19 protein-coding genes and 2 tRNA genes are annotated in these 17,775 nt (G+C 45.4%); 14 read left to right on the top strand and 7 right to left on the bottom strand.

What is annotated here, in order from left to right:
* Window positions 1-5 precede the first annotated feature (5 nt).
* The 4 genes from ACGHVY_RS11035 to ACGHVY_RS11020 all read right to left on the bottom strand — a co-directional run bounded on the left by ACGHVY_RS11035 (window position 6) and on the right by ACGHVY_RS11020 (window position 1,438).
* Window positions 6-464 (bottom strand): hypothetical protein, encoded by a 459-nt coding sequence (locus ACGHVY_RS11035; protein WP_308746020.1) that lies wholly within the window; start codon window positions 462-464, stop codon window positions 6-8.
* Between the two features lie 22 nt (window positions 465-486).
* On the bottom strand, window positions 487-1,083 hold the full coding sequence (locus ACGHVY_RS11030; RefSeq protein WP_308746021.1) for a type 1 glutamine amidotransferase family protein: 597 nt from the start codon (window positions 1,081-1,083) through the stop codon (window positions 487-489).
* A gap of 155 nt (window positions 1,084-1,238) precedes the next feature.
* A tRNA-Asp gene (locus tag ACGHVY_RS11025) sits at window positions 1,239-1,312 on the bottom strand.
* Window positions 1,313-1,364: 52 nt separating this feature from the next.
* Window positions 1,365-1,438 (bottom strand) — tRNA-Asp (locus ACGHVY_RS11020).
* A 442-nt stretch (window positions 1,439-1,880) separates the two neighbouring features.
* Here ACGHVY_RS11020 and purU point away from each other — a divergent pair.
* From purU to ACGHVY_RS10975, 9 genes are all read left to right on the top strand, one after another.
* Entirely contained in the window at window positions 1,881-2,738 is an 858-nt protein-coding gene (purU, locus tag ACGHVY_RS11015; RefSeq protein ID WP_308744218.1) for a formyltetrahydrofolate deformylase, read from the top strand.
* A complete protein-coding gene (gene hisH, locus ACGHVY_RS11010; protein ID WP_308744219.1) occupies window positions 2,738-3,328 on the top strand; it encodes an imidazole glycerol phosphate synthase subunit HisH in 591 nt (196 codons plus the stop codon). Before purU ends, hisH begins: the two co-directional genes overlap by 1 nt.
* A gap of 91 nt (window positions 3,329-3,419) precedes the next feature.
* Window positions 3,420-4,142 carry a 1-(5-phosphoribosyl)-5-[(5-phosphoribosylamino)methylideneamino]imidazole-4-carboxamide isomerase gene (hisA, locus tag ACGHVY_RS11005; protein WP_390599003.1) on the top strand — a complete coding sequence of 241 codons (723 nt, stop codon included), beginning with the start codon at window positions 3,420-3,422 and terminating at the stop codon, window positions 4,140-4,142.
* A 52-nt stretch (window positions 4,143-4,194) separates the two neighbouring features.
* Complete coding sequence (gene hisF / locus ACGHVY_RS11000; protein WP_390599001.1) at window positions 4,195-4,947, top strand: imidazole glycerol phosphate synthase subunit HisF; 753 nt, start codon at window positions 4,195-4,197, stop codon at window positions 4,945-4,947.
* A 195-nt stretch (window positions 4,948-5,142) separates the two neighbouring features.
* Entirely contained in the window at window positions 5,143-5,754 is a 612-nt protein-coding gene (hisIE, locus tag ACGHVY_RS10995; RefSeq protein WP_390598999.1) for a bifunctional phosphoribosyl-AMP cyclohydrolase/phosphoribosyl-ATP diphosphatase HisIE, read from the top strand.
* Window positions 5,739-6,464, top strand: coding sequence for an ATP-binding cassette domain-containing protein (locus tag ACGHVY_RS10990; RefSeq protein WP_308744223.1), 726 nt, complete (start codon window positions 5,739-5,741; stop codon window positions 6,462-6,464). Before hisIE ends, ACGHVY_RS10990 begins: the two co-directional genes overlap by 16 nt.
* A gap of 13 nt (window positions 6,465-6,477) precedes the next feature.
* Window positions 6,478-7,797 (top strand): aspartate kinase, encoded by a 1,320-nt coding sequence (locus ACGHVY_RS10985; RefSeq protein WP_308744224.1) that lies wholly within the window; start codon window positions 6,478-6,480, stop codon window positions 7,795-7,797.
* A gap of 77 nt (window positions 7,798-7,874) precedes the next feature.
* Window positions 7,875-9,035 (top strand): diaminopimelate decarboxylase, encoded by a 1,161-nt coding sequence (gene lysA, locus ACGHVY_RS10980; RefSeq protein ID WP_390598996.1) that lies wholly within the window; start codon window positions 7,875-7,877, stop codon window positions 9,033-9,035.
* 141 nt (window positions 9,036-9,176) lie between these two features.
* A complete protein-coding gene (locus tag ACGHVY_RS10975; RefSeq protein ID WP_308744226.1) occupies window positions 9,177-9,656 on the top strand; it encodes a ferritin in 480 nt (159 codons plus the stop codon).
* 69 nt (window positions 9,657-9,725) lie between these two features.
* On the opposite strand, the gene ACGHVY_RS10970 is transcribed toward ACGHVY_RS10975, so the two are convergent.
* A complete protein-coding gene (locus ACGHVY_RS10970; RefSeq protein WP_308744227.1) occupies window positions 9,726-10,133 on the bottom strand; it encodes a DUF2721 domain-containing protein in 408 nt (135 codons plus the stop codon).
* 78 nt (window positions 10,134-10,211) lie between these two features.
* Entirely contained in the window at window positions 10,212-11,399 is a 1,188-nt protein-coding gene (gene kbl / locus ACGHVY_RS10965) for a glycine C-acetyltransferase (protein ID WP_308744228.1), read from the bottom strand.
* 135 nt (window positions 11,400-11,534) lie between these two features.
* Here kbl and ACGHVY_RS10960 point away from each other — a divergent pair, with 135 nt between their 5' ends.
* The 5 genes from ACGHVY_RS10960 to ACGHVY_RS10940 all read left to right on the top strand — a co-directional run bounded on the left by ACGHVY_RS10960 (window position 11,535) and on the right by ACGHVY_RS10940 (window position 16,770).
* Window positions 11,535-12,488 carry an NAD-dependent epimerase/dehydratase family protein gene (locus ACGHVY_RS10960; RefSeq protein ID WP_308744229.1) on the top strand — a complete coding sequence of 318 codons (954 nt, stop codon included), beginning with the start codon at window positions 11,535-11,537 and terminating at the stop codon, window positions 12,486-12,488.
* Entirely contained in the window at window positions 12,488-13,336 is an 849-nt protein-coding gene (locus ACGHVY_RS10955) for a DUF4348 domain-containing protein (protein WP_390598994.1), read from the top strand. Before ACGHVY_RS10960 ends, ACGHVY_RS10955 begins: the two co-directional genes overlap by 1 nt.
* 19 nt (window positions 13,337-13,355) lie before the next feature.
* Window positions 13,356-14,345, top strand: a complete 990-nt coding sequence (murB, locus tag ACGHVY_RS10950) for a UDP-N-acetylmuramate dehydrogenase (RefSeq protein WP_390599674.1) — start codon at window positions 13,356-13,358, stop codon at window positions 14,343-14,345.
* Between the two features lie 8 nt (window positions 14,346-14,353).
* Window positions 14,354-15,112 carry an MBL fold metallo-hydrolase gene (locus ACGHVY_RS10945; protein WP_308744231.1) on the top strand — a complete coding sequence of 253 codons (759 nt, stop codon included), beginning with the start codon at window positions 14,354-14,356 and terminating at the stop codon, window positions 15,110-15,112.
* A gap of 83 nt (window positions 15,113-15,195) precedes the next feature.
* Window positions 15,196-16,770, top strand: coding sequence for a DUF3352 domain-containing protein (locus tag ACGHVY_RS10940; RefSeq protein WP_390598992.1), 1,575 nt, complete (start codon window positions 15,196-15,198; stop codon window positions 16,768-16,770).
* A 534-nt stretch (window positions 16,771-17,304) separates the two neighbouring features.
* Here ACGHVY_RS10940 and ACGHVY_RS10935 read toward each other — a convergent pair.
* Entirely contained in the window at window positions 17,305-17,679 is a 375-nt protein-coding gene (locus ACGHVY_RS10935) for a DUF3127 domain-containing protein (RefSeq protein WP_044653421.1), read from the bottom strand.
* Window positions 17,680-17,775 lie beyond the last annotated feature (96 nt).

The following is a 17,775-nucleotide window of genomic DNA, read 5'->3' as shown; positions in this document are numbered from 1 at the left end:
TGGTTTTATCTGAACTTACTTTTTTCGTAGTTATACGGAATACTTGTACCTACAACCACATCTTCGATTTTTTCAAGAATCAACCAATCATCCATATTTCCTTGGTGTTCAAAGTCAAATGCCGGCTCAATCTTTTCCACATTGGAGAATCCTATCAGTATTAAACATTTCTTATGCCAACGTTCCTTCTGCTTATCTGTCAGATTAAGTTTTGGCTGGTTATGAGCAAGGATAGTGATAATCTCTTCTTCTGTCAGTTTCTGATAGTTTTCGACATGAGTTACCGTAGCTTTGGCTGAAATTTTCTTCGAGCCTTTCTGCATAAAATAGAGGATTTCACCTTCATTTACCCGACTGTGCGGGATTTTTCGTCCGGCAGCACCGCGAACCACCATTGTTTTACTGCCATCAAGTATTTTCTCCAATACTTTCGTTTTATCATCACAATATACCAAGTGCACCATGTTTAATTCTTTTAGATTAATTCTATTGTTCCGGACAGAATCCGTTTTTATAAAACAGATAACTTTCTTCTATCGCATCGGCTGTGTCGGCTTCTAATGCATATAATATTTCCCTGCAAAACTCCAATTGCCCGGTTCCGTTGGCAGTTACGATATTTCCGTCTCTTACAGCTTGTTTGTTGATGTAGTTGGAATCACCTGTATATTTATCTCCAGCATATTGTTTAAGATATCCGATTGTATTGCTGGTGTGTTTTACTTTATTAAGAAAACCATGCATACCAAGAAAAACGGAAGCATTGCATATTCCGGCAACTAATTTTTTCTCTTTGACGGCTTTTTCTACTAGTGGAACTATCAACTCAGCTTCAGGTGAGAACCAGCTCATGCCACCGACTAATACCAAACCGGCATAATCTTCCGGCATATCTTTTAGTCCGTAGTCGGGCAGCACTTTGAATCCGCCTATTGAACTAACGGGCTCTTTGGTTATCGATAAGGTTTTTACTTTATAAGTAATGGGGTTTCCGGGCTTGACTCCCTGATTTAGACAAGTAGCTATAAATGCACCTTCCCAATCGGCGAACTCATTTAAGATTACGAATATTACCTCTTTCATGATTTTGTTTTTTTTCGTGTACAAAGATAGTGTAATTCGGCTAATCCGCACCTAAAATGTCAATATTCTACATGGCAACTGCTCTTTTTGAAATATGAGAAAATAAAAAGGCTCTGTAATATTGGATTACAAAGCCTTTTATTTTTCTTAAGAAGCGGTGCGTACGGGACTCGAACCCGTGACCCCATGCGTGACAGGCATGTATTCTAACCAACTGAACTAACGCACCAAATTTTATTTAGACTAACTCTTTTTATTCTTTCCGCCTCTTCATTAAGAAGCGGTGCGTACGGGACTCGAACCCGTGACCCCATGCGTGACAGGCATGTATTCTAACCAACTGAACTAACGCACCAGAATTTCATTTTATTAATCTGCATCTCTCTCGATTGCGGGTGCAAAGGTAGTTGTTTTTTGTAAATCTGCAAGCGTTTTAGGAAAAGTTTTTTTCAAGAAAAAACAAGAAAAACGCTTAGTGTCTCATTTTGAGTACTTTTGTAATGAAAAAAAATATTGTTTTTTCTTCTATCAGGATAGTGACGCTATCCGGTTATCATAGTGACGCCATTATAATGAGATAGTGACGCTATCCAAAGACGATAGCGTCACTATCCTGAAGTTTGTCATCCTCTTCATAGAAAAGAACTCTCGAAATCTTTCTATCTGTAAGAAATCACCGTTTTTATATCAACTTTCTGCTTGAATAATTCGTAATTTTGCAATAAATCGTTATTTTTGCGGACTAAAATAAGAAAGGTGGAAAAGGTTCTGCCTGGAATCGTAAATTAGTAAAAAGAATGATGACAACAGCCAAACTGTTATTGCACTGTCCCGACAAACCGGGAATCCTTGCGGAAGTGACAGACTTTATTACGGTAAACAAAGGAAATATTATCTATTTGGACCAGTATGTAGACCATGTAGAAAACATATTCTTCATGCGTATTGAATGGGAGTTGAAAGATTTTCTGGTTCCCCAGGAAAAGATTGAAGATTATTTCAGAACACTTTATGGTCAAAAATACGAAATGGATTTCCGTCTTTATTTTTCGGATGTAAAACCGCGTATGGCTATTTTTGTTTCTAAGCTGTCACACTGTCTTTTCGATATGCTGGCTCGTTACACAGCCGGAGAGTGGAATGTGGAGATACCTCTTATTATAAGCAACCACCCCGATTTGCAACATGTGGCCGAACGTTTCGGCATTCCTTTCTATTTGTTCCCTATTACCAAAGAAACAAAAGAAGAACAAGAACGCAAGGAGATGGAACTGCTTGCCAAGCATAAAATCACATTTATCGTACTGGCACGCTATATGCAAGTGATTTCCGAGCAGATGATAAACGCTTATCCGAATAAGATTATCAATATCCATCACTCTTTCCTTCCTGCGTTCGTAGGTGCGAAGCCATATCACGCTGCCTTCCAAAGAGGTGTGAAGATTATCGGTGCAACCAGCCATTACGTGACGACAGAACTGGATGCAGGTCCGATTATCGAACAGGACGTAGTGCGTATCACTCATAAAGACGCTATCGAAGACCTTGTAAACAAAGGAAAGGACTTGGAGAAAATCGTTCTCTCACGTGCGGTACAGAAGCACATTGAACGTAAAATTTTGGCTTATAAAAATAAAACAGTAATATTTAGTTGATGAAAGTAGCAGTCGTAAAATACAATGCCGGTAATATCCGTTCTGTGGATTATGCTTTGAAGCGGTTGGGAGTGGAAGCGGTGATTACTGCCGATAAAGAAGAACTCCAGTCAGCCGATAAGGTAATTTTCCCCGGAGTAGGAGAGGCGGAAACTACCATGAACCATCTGAAAGCGACAGGATTGGACGAGCTGATAAAGAACCTGCGCCAGCCTGTATTCGGGATTTGTCTCGGTATGCAGTTGATGTGCCGTTATTCCGAAGAAGGGGGAGTGGACTGTTTGAATATCTTTGATGTAGACGTGAAGCGTTTTGTTCCGCAGAAGCACGAAGACAAAGTACCTCATATGGGTTGGAACACAATCGGAGAAACGAACAGTAAACTCTTTGAAGGATTTACCGACGAAGAATTTGTTTACTTCGTGCATAGTTTTTATGTGCCGACTTGCGACTTTACCGCTGCTACGACTGATTATATTCATCCGTTTAGTGCCGCCTTGCATAAAGATAACTTTTATGCCACCCAGTTTCATCCGGAGAAAAGCGGTAAGACGGGAGAGAAGATTCTGACGAACTTTTTGAATCTATAATAAACTATGTTGCCGTTTATAATAAACTCCACCATAGTTTATAATAAACTCGTTCATCGTTTATAATAAACTTTTAGCAAATAGATAATAGATGATAGAAATTATTCCAGCCATTGATATTATTGACGGAAAGTGCGTACGTCTTTCCCAGGGAGATTACGACAGTAAGAAAGTATATAACGAAAATCCGGTGGAAGTTGCCAAGGAGTTTGAAGCCAATGGTATCCGCAGACTTCATGTGGTGGACTTGGACGGAGCTGCTTCTCATCATGTAGTCAATTATCGGGTGTTGGAGCAAATCGCTACCCGTACTTCCTTGATAATAGATTTTGGCGGCGGAGTAAAGAGTGATGAAGACTTGAAAATCGCTTTCGAAAGCGGTGCGCAAATGGTGACGGGCGGCAGCATTGCCGTGAAAGATCCCGGATTGTTCTGTCATTGGCTGGAAGTGTACGGAAGTGATAAAATAATCCTGGGGGCGGACGTAAAAGAGCATAAGATAGCCGTAAACGGCTGGAAGGACGAAAGCGCCTGTGAACTTTTTCCGTTTCTCGAAGACTATATAGATAAAGGTGTCCGAAAAGTAATCTGCACGGATATCAGTTGTGATGGGATGTTGAAAGGGCCTTCCATTCACTTGTACAAGGAAATGTTGGAAAAATTCCCCGACCTTTATCTAATGGCCAGCGGTGGAGTAAGTAATGTCGATGACATTATTGCCTTGAACGAAGCCGGAGTGCCAGGAGTGATCTTTGGAAAAGCACTGTATGAAGGGCGGCTCACTCTGAAAGACTTGAAAATCTTTTTGGATTGAGACCTTTGATTGTCTGATTTTAAATTGTCAAACAGTAAATAAAAATAGGATTGTGTTAGCAAAAAGAATAGTACCTTGTCTGGATATCAAAGACGGACAAACCGTGAAAGGAACGAATTTCGTTAATTTGCGTCAAGCAGGTGACCCGGTAGAGTTGGGACGGGCTTATAGTGAACAAGGAGCCGATGAACTTGTTTTCCTTGACATTACCGCCAGTCATGAGGGGCGTAAGACATTCACGGACTTGGTGAAACGTATTGCTGCCAATATCAATATTCCGTTTACCGTAGGCGGCGGAATCAACGAACTGAGTGACGTGGACCGTCTGCTGAATGCCGGAGCCGACAAAATATCTATCAACTCCTCCGCTATCCGCAATCCGCAACTGATTGATGAGATTGCCAAGAATTTCGGCTCGCAGGTCTGTGTATTGGCAGTAGACGCCAAGCAAACGGAAAAAGGTTGGAAGTGCTACCTGAACGGAGGACGTATCGAAACCGACAAAGACCTGTTTGAATGGACAAAAGAAGCACAGGAACGTGGAGCGGGCGAAATCCTTTTTACGAGCATGAATCATGACGGAGTAAAGACCGGGTATGCGAATGAAGCACTTGCCGCATTGGCGGGGCAACTCTCTGTCCCCGTGATTGCTTCGGGTGGTGCAGGCTGCAAAGAACACTTCCGTGATGTCTTTTTGCAAGGAAAAGCAGATGCGGCGCTGGCAGCCAGCGTTTTTCACTTCGGAGAAATTAAAATTCCCGAATTAAAATCGTATCTTTGCGGCGAAGGAATTACCATCAGGTAATTACTGCGTTGCAAAAATTAGCCTTCAGGCTGCGGCGAAGGAATTACCATCAGGTAATTACCGTGGTGCAAAAATTAGCCTTCAGGCTGCGGCGAAGGAATTACCATCAGGTAATTACCGTGGTGCAAAAATTAGCCTTCAGGCTGCGGCGAAGGTATTGTTATGCGTAAATAGTAAATTAAGATATTAAATAAAATGGAATTGGATTTTGATAAAATGAACGGACTTGTTCCGGCTATCATACAGGACAACGAAACACGTAAAGTCTTGATGCTGGGCTTCATGAATAAAGAAGCCTATGATAAAACGGTAGAAACCGGAAAAGTAACTTTCTTCAGCCGTACAAAGAACCGTCTTTGGACGAAAGGAGAAGAAAGCGGTAACTTCCTTCACGTAGTTTCTATCAAAGCCGATTGTGACAATGACACCCTGCTGATACAAGTGAATCCGGTAGGTCCGATTTGCCATACAGGTACGGATACTTGCTGGGGGGAGAAGAACGAAGAACCTGTAATGTTCTTGAAAGCATTGCAAGACTTCATCGACAAACGTCACGAAGAAATGCCCGAAGGCTCCTACACGACGAGTCTATTTGAGTCCGGCATCAATAAGATGGCGCAGAAAGTAGGTGAAGAAGCAGTAGAGACAGTCATCGAAGCAACCAATGGAACAGACGAGCGCCTGATTTACGAAGGAGCCGACCTGATTTATCACATGATTGTATTACTCACTTCAAAAGGCTATCGCATCGAAGACCTTGCACGCGAATTGCAGGAAAGACATAGCAGTACATGGAAGAAGCATTAATTCAATATAAGAACGTAGAAATCCATCAACAGGAACTCTGTGTGCTGAATGATGTCAATCTTGAACTGCACAAAGGCGAGTTTGTCTATCTGATAGGAAAAGTCGGCTCCGGCAAAACGAGCCTGCTCAAAACCTTGTATGGCGAACTGGATGTAATCGACGGTGAAGCGGAAGTGCTGGGCTATAATATGCGTTCCATCAAACGCAAGCACATCCCGCAGTTACGCCGGAGGTTAGGCATTGTGTTTCAGGATTTCCAACTGCTGACGGACCGTACCGTTTACAACAACCTTGAGTTTGTGCTCCGCGCCACAGGCTGGAAAAACAAACAAGAGATAAAGGAACGTATTGAAGAAGTGCTCGATTTGGTCGGAATGTCCAACAAAGGTTACAAACTGCCTAATGAGCTTTCCGGCGGCGAACAGCAACGCATCGTAATAGCGCGTGCCGTGCTCAATTCCCCGGACATCATTCTGGCGGATGAACCAACCGGAAATCTGGACGTAGAAACAGGGAAGTCCATTGTCGAGCTATTGCACGATATTTGTAAGACCGGTTCATCCGTAGTGATGACGACGCACAACCTGCAATTGCTGAAAGAATACCCCGGCAGGGTATACCGTTGTGCCGACCATCAGATAGTAGATGTCACCAACGAATACATGCCCCGGCAGAGAACAATAGAAATAGATTTAAATATAGATAACTAAAACAGTAACGAAAATGAAAGTTTTAAAGTTTGGAGGAACTTCCGTAGGTTCTGCTCAGCGCATGAAGGAAGTAGCCAAATTGATTACCGATGGTGAACAGAAGATTGTTGTCCTTTCAGCTATGTCAGGTACGACAAACACATTGGTGGAAATTTCGGACTATCTGTATAAGAAGAATCCGGAGGGTGCCAACGAGATTATCAATAAGCTGGAAGCTAAATATAAACAGCACGTTGATGAGCTTTTTGCAACTCAGGAATATAAACAGAAAGGCTTGGAAGTCATCAAATCTCACTTCGACTACATCCGCTCCTACACGAAAGACCTTTTCACTTTGTTTGAAGAGAAAGTGGTTTTGGCACAGGGCGAGCTTATCTCTACGGCTATGGTAAACTTCTACCTGCAGGAATGTGGCGCGAAGTCCGTATTGCTTCCGGCTTTGGAATTCATGCGTACTGACAAAAACGCAGAGCCGGATCCTGTATATATTAAGGAGAAGTTGCAGGCGCAACTCGACCTCTATCCGGACGTGGAAATCTACATTACGCAAGGCTTCATCTGTCGCAACGCTTACGGTGAGATAGATAATCTCCAACGTGGTGGTAGCGATTACACCGCGTCCCTGATTGGCGCAGCCGTGAATGCTTCCGAAATTCAGATATGGACAGACATCGATGGTATGCACAACAACGACCCGCGTATTGTTGACAAGACAGCCCCGGTTCGTCAGCTTCACTTTGAAGAAGCAGCCGAGCTGGCCTACTTCGGTGCGAAAATCCTGCATCCGACCTGTATCCAGCCTGCCAAATATGCCAATATCCCCGTACGCCTGTTGAACACAATGGATCCGGAAGCTCCCGGCACATTGATATCCAACGACACGGAAAAAGGTAAAATCAAGGCGGTAGCTGCCAAAGACAACATTACAGCCATCAAGATTAAATCCAGCCGTATGTTGTTGGCTCACGGTTTCCTGCGTAAAGTATTTGAAATCTTCGAAAGCTACCAGACATCCATCGACATGATTTGTACTTCGGAAGTAGGTGTATCTGTCACCATCGACAACACCAAGCATCTGAACGAAATCCTCGATGACCTGAAAAAATACGGAACAGTGACTGTTGACAAAGAAATGTGTATCATCTGCGTTGTAGGTGACCTGGAATGGGAAAACGTCGGTTTCGAAGCAAAAGCGCTCGATGCGATGCGCGACATACCAGTGCGAATGATTTCTTTCGGTGGAAGTAACTACAACATCTCTTTCCTCATTCGGGAATGCGACAAGAAGGTAGCGTTACAGTCGCTGAGCAATATGCTTTTCAACAACAAATAATTCCACAAATAACACGAGCGCTTTTACCAATCTGATAAAAGCGCTCTTTTTAACTAACTAAACAAGTTTTCCGAATTATGAAAGGAATATTTCCAATCGATAAGTTCCGCACTTTGCAGACCCCTTTTTATTACTACGATACCAAGGTGCTGCGTGATACATTGTCGGCTATAAACCACGAGGTTGCCAAATATCCTAATTATTCAGTGCATTATGCTGTCAAAGCAAATGCCAACCCGAAAGTACTTACCATCATCCGTGAGAGCGGAATGGGAGCCGATTGTGTAAGCGGTGGAGAAATCCGTGCCGCTATCCGTGCCGGATTTCCTGCCAACAAAGTCGTTTTTGCCGGAGTGGGCAAAGCCGATTGGGAAATCAACCTCGGACTGGAATACGGCATCTTCTGCTTCAACGTAGAATCCATCCCCGAACTGGAAGTAATCAACGAACTGGCTGCCGCTCAAAATAAGATAGCCAATGTTGCTTTCCGTATCAACCCCGATGTCGGCGCGCATACTCACGCCAATATCACTACCGGACTGGCTGAAAACAAATTCGGCATCAGTATGCAGGATATGGACAAAGTGATTGACGTAGCCCAGGAAATGAAGAACATCAAATTCATCGGGCTTCACTTTCATATCGGTTCGCAGATTCTCGATATGGGCGACTTTATCGCCCTCTGCAACCGTGTCAACGAACTGCAGGACAAACTGGAGGCCCGTCGTATCCTGGTGGAACACATCAACGTAGGCGGTGGTCTCGGCATTGACTACGGACATCCCAACCGCCAGGCAATCCCGAACTTCAAAGACTACTTTGCCACTTATGCCGGGCAACTGAAATTGCGTCCCTACCAGACTTTGCATTTCGAACTCGGTCGTGCGGTTGTTGGTCAGTGCGGTACGTTAATATCCAAAGTTCTGTATGTAAAACAGGGAGCGAAGAAGAAATTTGCCATCCTTGATGCAGGTATGACCGACCTGATTCGTCCGGCTCTATATCAAGCCTACCATAAAATGGAAAATATTACATCCGAAGAACCGGTAGAAGCTTACGATGTAGTAGGGCCAATTTGCGAGTCGTCCGATGTTTTCGGTAAGGCAATCGACCTGAACAAAGTGAAGCGTGGCGACCTGATAGCCCTTCGTTCGGCAGGTGCATACGGTGAAATCATGGCATCCGGCTACAACTGCCGTGAACTGCCGAAGGGATATACTTCCGACGAGCTGGTGTAATTAAAAAATAAGTATCCACGCCTGAAGTGTGAATGTAGTTTAAAAATGCGGGAAGCATGGAACAATTTTGACTGAAATCTTGTTATTTTTGTAATGAGTTCAATAAGAAACTACATTAACAACTTAATAAAGAATACGATTATGATTTCAGAAAAATTACAAAAGGCAATCAATGAACAGATTACGGCTGAGATGTGGTCTGCTAATCTCTACTTGGCAATGTCCTTCTACTTTGAGAAAGAAGGTTTCAGTGGATTTGCACATTGGATGAAAAAGCAGTCTCAAGAAGAAATGGGACACGCTTATGCAATGGCCGACTATATCATCAAACGTGGTGGAACTGCCACCGTTGACAAAATAGATGTAGTACCTAACGGTTGGGGCACTCCGCTGGAAGTGTTTGAGCACGTTTACCAACACGAATGCCATGTCTCTGCATTGATAGACAAGCTGGTTGACGTAGCTGCTGCTGAAAAAGATAAAGCAACCCAAGACTTCCTGTGGGGATTCGTTCGCGAACAAGTAGAAGAAGAAGCTACTGCACAAGGAATCGTTGATAAAATCAAGAAAGCCGGTGATACTGGTATCTTCTTTGTTGACTCACAACTGGGACAACGTTGATAATAGTCTGAGAATATATTTATACTATATGATGAGAAAGCTGTCCGGATTTGTTCCGGGCGGCTTTTTTTATTTTTTATTTTTCCCTTTCTCCATTGTTCCCAGATAAATCTCCAGTGAACGGGTAGAAATCTGTATCTCCCGAAAAGATACGCCGAGAGAAGCGATGAGTAGCAACAAAGCCACCCCGAATACATAGGCAGAGAGCTGTTGCAATCCGATATAGATGAAAAACATACTGACCACGCAAAGGAACAAGCTGGCAATCCCCAGCCCCTGCATGGTGCGGGTAAGGTTCAGACGTTTCCGTAAATTCTCGATTTGCGCTACGGTAATATCCGTGGGATTCTCCATGTAACGGTCGCGCAGTTGGCGTACGAGCTGTGCATACGATAAGAAACGATTGGTATAAGCCAATAAAATCAGTGAGACTGCCGAGAAAAGCAGGGTAGGAGTGGTGAGAGTCAGTTCTTCCATATATAAATTAAAAATCTTCCGTTGTTATTGCCGCAATCTTATGCTTGCTATAATAACAACGGAAGAAAAGAAAATGTTTTATTTAAGTACACCGAGTTCTTTACCTACTTTGATAAAGGCAGCGATACACTTGTCGAGATGCTCCTTCTCGTGTCCTGCGGAAATCTGTACACGGATACGTGCCTGGTCTTTCGGAACCACCGGATAATAGAATCCGGTCACATAGATACCCTCTTCCTGCATGCGTGCTGCATAAATCTGAGACAATTTCGCGTCATACAGCATCACAGCGCAGATAGCACTCTGGGTCGGTTTGATATCAAATCCCGCAGCCGTCATCTTGTCGCGGAAATAATTAACATTCTCAACGAGCTTGTCGTGCAGCGTATTGCTCTCTTTCAGCATCTTGAATACCTCAAGGCTTGCACCGATAATGCCCGGAGCCAGTGAGTTGGAGAACAGATACGGACGGCTCCGCTGGCGCAGCAGATCGATAATCTCCTTGCGGCCGGTGGTGAATCCGCCCAGCGCACCGCCGAAGGCCTTGCCCAGAGTGCCTGTATATATATCCACACGTCCGTGCGTCTTATATAGTTCGCTTACGCCATGTCCCGTAGCACCTACCACACCCGCAGAGTGAGACTCGTCTACCATAACCAGTGCATCATACTTCTCGGCAAGGTCGCAAATCTGGTCCATCGGAGCGACGTTGCCATCCATGGAGAATACCCCGTCGGTAACGATAATGCGGAAACGTTGAGCTTGTGCTTCTTGCAGACATTTTTCCAGTTCGTTCATGTCAGCGTTGGCATAGCGGTAACGTTTGGCTTTGCAAAGGCGTACACCATCGATAATAGAAGCATGGTTCAAAGAATCCGAGATGATGGCATCCTGATCCGAGAAAAGTGGTTCGAATACACCACCGTTTGCATCGAAGCAGGCAGCATATAGAATCGTGTCTTCTGTTTGAAAATAGTCAGAGATAGCGGCTTCCAGTTCCTTGTGTATATCTTGTGTTCCACAGATGAAGCGTACGGACGACATACCGTATCCGCGTTGGTTCATCATTTCCTGGGAAGCTTTAATCAGTCGGGGGTGATTGGATAGTCCCAGGTAGTTGTTGGCGCAGAAGTTCAGCACTTCTTTACCTTTTACAGTGATGGCAGCTTGCTGCGCACTTTCGATCAGTCGTTCTTCTTTATAAAGACCGGCTTCCTTGATTTCAGCCAATGTCTGGCTGAGGAAATCTTTCATTTTACCGTACATAGTGTTTGAGTAATTAAGTTCGATTACAAAGGACACAATTTTTCTTGGAATAACAATGTCTTTTTGATTAAAATCTGAAAAAAAAGTGCTTACTTTGTGCGCTATTTAGCTTAATAATTTAAGTACGAAGAAAAAATGAAACACATTTTGATTATTGGAGCCACCGGACAGATTGGCTCCGAACTAACGATGGAGCTACGTAAACGTTACGGAAATGCAAATGTAGTAGCTGGTTACATCCCGGGTGCAGAACCTAAAGGAGAGTTGAAAGAGTCAGGCCCGTCAGCTATTGCAGATGTGACGGATGCAGAAGCGATAGCTTCTGTGGTGAAGGAGTATCAGATTGATACGATTTATAATCTTGCCGCGCTGTTGTCGGTCGTGGCAGAGTCGAAGCCCAAGTTGGCTTGGAAAATAGGTATCGACGGATTGTGGAACGTATTGGAAGTGGCACGCGAACAAGGATGCGCAGTGTTTACTCCCAGTTCTATCGGCTCGTTCGGTGCAACTACGCCGCACACACAAACACCGCAGGATACTATCCAGCGTCCTCGTACGATGTATGGAGTCACCAAAGTAACCACCGAGTTGCTGAGCGACTATTATTTTAACAAATATGGTGTCGACACGCGCGCAGTCCGTTTTCCGGGCATTATCTCGAACGTGACACCTCCGGGTGGCGGAACCACTGACTATGCTGTCGACATTTATTATTCGGCAGTGAAAGGAGAAAAATTCGTGTGCCCCATCAAACAAGGCACCCTGATGGATATGATGTATATGCCGGACGCGCTGAACGCAGCCATTACGCTGATGGAAGCCGACCCGGCAAAATTGATACATCGCAATGCTTTCAATATCGCCTCTATGAGTTTCGACCCGGAGACGATTTATCAGGCAATCAAGAAGCACGTGCCGCAATTCGAGATGGTTTATGACATAGACCCCTTGAAGCAGCGCATCGCTGATAGCTGGCCCGATAGCCTGGACGACACTTGTGCTCGTGAAGAGTGGGGGTGGAAGCCGGCCTACAATTTGGAAAGCATGACGGTGGATATGCTTGAAAAGTTAAGAGAGAAATTGAAATAATGAAAAAACTAATTGCAGGGGTCATATTGCTCAGTATGCTGAGTTCTTGTAACAACAAGAAATCCAAGATTGACCCCTTCGCATCTATTACTCAAGAAGTGGATTCAATCCGTCATCAGACTGATTCTATCCCCGAAGATAAATTGCCGGAAGATCCGCAGCCTATACAGGCTGACGAATCTTTCGACGATTTTGTCTATAATTTTGCTTCCGATGATGCCTTGCAGCGTCAGCGTGTGAAATTTCCGTTGCCCTACTACAATGGAGACGAGAAGTCGAATATCGACGAACGCCACTGGAAGCATGAAAACTTATTCACCAAACAGCACTATTATACGCTCCTGTTTGATAGAGAAGAAGATATGGACTTGGTAGGAGACACCTCGCTCACATCCGTACAGGTAGAATGGATATTCGTCAAGACACGGATGATGAAGAGGTATTATTTTGAGCGTATCAAAGGAGCGTGGATACTGGAAGCAATCAATCTGCGTCCTATCGAACGGAATGACAAGGAGAACTTTGTAGAGTTCTTCGGGCGTTTTGCCACCGACAGTCTCTTTCAGAGTCAGCGTGTGAGCGACCCGTTGGCTTTCGTCACCAGTGACCCCGATGATGACTTTTCCATTCTGGAGACGAGCCTCGATGTCAACCAGTGGTTCGCCTTCAAGCCCGAACTGCCTTCCGAGCGTCTCTCCAATATCAATTACGGACAGCGGAATGATGACAATTCCAATATGAAAATCCTTGCCTTGAAAGGTATAGGCAACGGCTTCTCCAACATCCTTTATTTCCGCCGGAAAGCCGGAGAATGGGAGCTGTATAAGTTTGAAGATACAAGTATATAACCCTAAAACAGTATAGATGATGTATTCTCTTTTGTCTTACAATACATTCGGCATTGATGTCAGTGCCGCCCGTTTTTTAGAATATACTTCAGTAGAAGAATTGCAACAACAGATTGCTCAAGGTGCCGTTACGACACCTTTTTTGCATATAGGTGGCGGCAGTAACCTGCTGTTTACCAAAGACTATGACGGGTTGATACTCCATTCTCGCATCGAAGGAATCGAAGTGACGGAAGAAGATTCGCGCTTCGTGTCCGTGCGGGTGGGTGCAGGCGTTGTATGGGATGACTTTGTGGCATACTGCGTGGCACACGGATGGTACGGCGCGGAAAATCTCTCCTTGATTCCCGGTGAAGTGGGAGCAAGTGCCGTGCAGAACATCGGAGCCTACGGTGTCGAGGCGAAAGACCTGATAACCGCTGTGGAGACAGTGAACATTCGGGGTGAGGAGCGCGTTTATTCCGTAGAAGAATGTCGGTACGCCTATCGCGACAGTATCTTCAAGCGCCCTGAGAATAAGTCGGTCTTTGTCACCCACGTGCGTTTCCGGCTTGGCAAAGAGGAACATTACACACTCGACTACGGAACCATCCGTCAGGAGCTTGACAAATACCCTGCACTGACGTTGCCGGTAGTCCGGAAAGTAATCATTGACATCCGCGAAAGCAAGTTGCCCGACCCGAAGGTAATGGGAAATGCAGGCAGCTTCTTTATGAACCCCATCGTCCCTAAAGAAAAACTGCTGGCCTTGCAACAGGAATATCCGAGGATGCCCTATTATGAACTGCCTGACGGGCGGGTGAAAATCCCCGCGGGATGGATGATAGACCAATGCGGATGGAAAGGAAAAGCCTTGGGCCCCGCGGCAGTGCACGATAAGCAGGCGCTTGTCCTGGTGAACCGGGGTGGGGCGGAAGGCAGTGACATTATTGCGCTTTCGGATGCTGTGAGGGCTGCCGTGCGTGAGAAGTTCGGCATAGACATTCATCCTGAAGTAAATTTTGTGTGACAAGAGAAATGAAAGTAATAATTTTAGGAAGTGGAACATCGACAGGAGTGCCCCAGATTGGCTGTACGTGTGCGGTCTGTACTTCTGCCGCCCCGAAAGATAATCGCTTGCGTACGTCTGCTATCGTAGAGACAGACGACGCACGGATACTGATAGACTGCGGTCCCGATTTCCGGGAACAAGTATTGCATCTCCCTTACGAACGGATAGACGGCGTGCTCATCACGCATGAGCACTACGACCACGTAGGCGGACTGGATGATTTGCGTCCCTTCTGCCGCTTCGGTTCCGTGCCGATTTATGCCGAAGAATATGTAGCGGAAGCATTGCGCCTGCGCATGCCCTACTGTTTCGTAGACCACCGTTATCCCGGCGTGCCCGACATCCCTTTGCAGGAAATAGAGCCGGGACAGAGCTTTTTTATTAACCATACGGAAATACTTCCCCTGCGCGTCATGCACGGACGCTTGCCGATTCTAGGCTACCGCATCGGGAAACTGGGCTATATCACCGATATGCTGACCATGCCCGAAGAATCTTTTGAACAATTGGCGGGGATAGATGTTTTGATAGTGAATGCACTACGGATTGCCCCGCATCCCACGCATCAGAGTTTGGAGGAAGCGTTGGCAGTCGCGCGGCGTATTCAGGCAAAGAAAACCTACTTTATACATATGAGCCATGACATGGGCTTGCATGCCGAGGTTGAACGGGAGCTCCCGGAGGATATTCACCTGGCATATGACGGATTGGAAATTCATCTCTGATTGTCGGTGAAATATTTAGCAAAAGTTTTGTTTTCTTTGTAGAATTTATTATTTTTGCACCTAACCGATAAACAGCGAATATTATGAAACTTCGTACGATAGTGAAAATAGCGGTCACTTCTTCTGTTGTACTCTTGTGCGCAGGTTTCGCCCTATACTCTTTTTTCAGACTGTCGGCAGCCGAAGGGCAGAAGGATTTCAACCTCTACGAACTGGTGCCGACCACCGCTTCCGCAGTATTTGCAACTGATGACGTGCTCGAGTTTGTCACCGAGATAGACGGTTTGACGTGTAGCAAGAATCACCAATACCTACACGTCTCCAAACTTTTCTCTTACCTGAAACAGTCGCTCTATGCGCTTTCGGAAGACAGTCCCCACGGCTTGAGCCGGCAAATGAATCAAATGTTGATTAGCTTCCACGAACCGGATAATGACCGTAATCAAGTGCTTTATTGCCGTTTGGGAAATGGAGACAGGGAATTGATTGACAGATTCACGCAGAAATACATCTCGTCGCTCTATCCACCGAAGAAATTCGACTACAAAGGAGAGGAAATAATGATTTACCCTCTGTCGGACGGCGATTTCCTTGCCTGCTACCTGACACCCGATTTCATGGCGTTGAGTTTCCAAAAGAAATTGGTGGAAGACGTTATTGATGTCTATAAGAAAGGCGGTTCGCTGGCGGACGACCCTACGTTCACGGGAGTGCTTGCTCCGAAGAAAAGTACGGCTGCCGCCACTATATACACCCGTGTGAACGGCATGATGGGATGGACGGAGTTCGATATGAAGATGAAGGACGATTTTATCTATTTTACAGGAGTCAGCCATGACGCGGATACCTGCTTTAACTTTATCAACCTGCTCCGCCAACAGGAATCCGTGAAAGGATTTCCGGGTGAAGTATTGCCTTCTACCGCTTTTTATTTCAGCAGACAAAGCATCACGGACTGGACGTCCTTGCTCTCTTACGGAGACATGCAGGCATATGCGACCGCAGGCCGTACTGCCGAGATGCAGGAAGGAAACCGGGAATTGTCGCGCTATCTGATGGAGAATACCGGACACGATTTGGTGGCCTGTCTGTTTCAGCGTGAAGACACGTTGCAGGGTGCGGCGGCTGTTCTGAGTCTGTCTGTGCTGGACGTGACGGAAGCAGAACGGATGCTGCGCTCACTTGTCAACACTGCTCCTGCCGAAGAAGGGGCGAAGACGCCCCGTATAACTTTTTGTTATACTGCCAATAAGGCATATCCCGTCTACCGCTTGCCTCAAACAACGTTGTTTACGCAACTAACTACCTTTGTGAAACCGACACCGCATATGTATGCCGTATTCTATGGCGGGCGTCTATTGCTGGCTCCCGATGAAGACAGCCTGTCGCGCTACATACGCCAGTTGGATAAAGGCGACGTACTTGATGGAGCGATAGCGTACCGGGCAGGAATGGATAGCCTCTCCGATTCTTATCATTTCATGCTGATGGCAGACTTCGACCACCTGTTTCATCAGGCGGAAAAACAAGTCCATTTCGTGCCGGATTTCTTCCTGCGCAACTCCGGTTTTTTTCGCAATTTTATACTTTTTGCCCAGTTCACCTGTGCTGATGGAGTGGTGTATCCCAATATCGTTTTGCGGTATAAAACCGAGTAAAATCCTGCTCGGAAATCTCATTCGACAGTCTTTTTTCTATGTGGAAGAAGGGGGCGTTTCAACTAAGAATTACCGGATTTGAAAAGTAGAAAACCCAATGAAACCCCAATGGAATATCTACGGAAAACCTACAAAAAACTAGTCGAAAAGTATGCCTCTTTTTTTGCATCAAAAAAACTTCTGAAACGCCTTCTGGCAGGGCGTAAAAACCCAACCATAACCCAAGAGAAGAGAAGAGAGTAGAAAAGAATATAAAAAACAGAAAGAAAAAGAAAGAGAAAAAGCTGCTGCTGTTGCTGATGGGATTCTGAGAAAAGGAGAAGTGCTGTGGTTGATGTTGCCTGGTTCCTTCCGTAACCCGTGGGCAGATTTTTCCCGTCCCGCAGCAGACTGCCGTTCATCCCTGGGATGAAGCCTGTTTAGCCCGTGGCGGAATCTTTACAAAGTGTGGGCGTAAAAAAACTCCCGGCAAGAATCATTCTCACCGGGAGTTTTTTTATCTGTATCGTTAAGCGGAATACTTTTCGGCTTAGATTAGAATGGCAGGTCGTCTTTTGCATCGCCCGGTGTGAAGTCCGGAGTAGCTGACGGAGCCGGCGGTGGAACGGGAGCACCCGGAGCCATCGGAGCACCTGCGCCGACACGTTCAACTTTCCATGCACGGATACTGTTGAACCAACGGTCTTGCCACTGGCGGGCATCAACGTCGAACGATACGGTCAGTTCTTCGCCCATCTGAATGTTGAACTGCTCGATTTTGTCCGCACCGAATACATCGAAGCACATTTTGCGCGGATATTGGTCGTGGTTTTCGATAACGAACTCTTGTGATTTCCACTCGTTGCCGCTAGTCTTTGAAACTCCGCCTCTCGGGGGGAGTATAGCGATAATTTTTCCTGTAAATTCCATTGCGATTAATTTAAATTCTGCGGCGAAGTTACGATTTTTTAGGAATATCCCTCACACAAACTCTGTTTTTTCTTTTGTTTTGTTGGGTGGCACGAA

Source organism: Bacteroides sp. f07, assembly GCF_042854785.1.
GTDB lineage: Bacteria > Bacteroidota > Bacteroidia > Bacteroidales > Bacteroidaceae > Bacteroides.
This window is presented reverse-complemented; position numbering and strand designations above follow the sequence as displayed.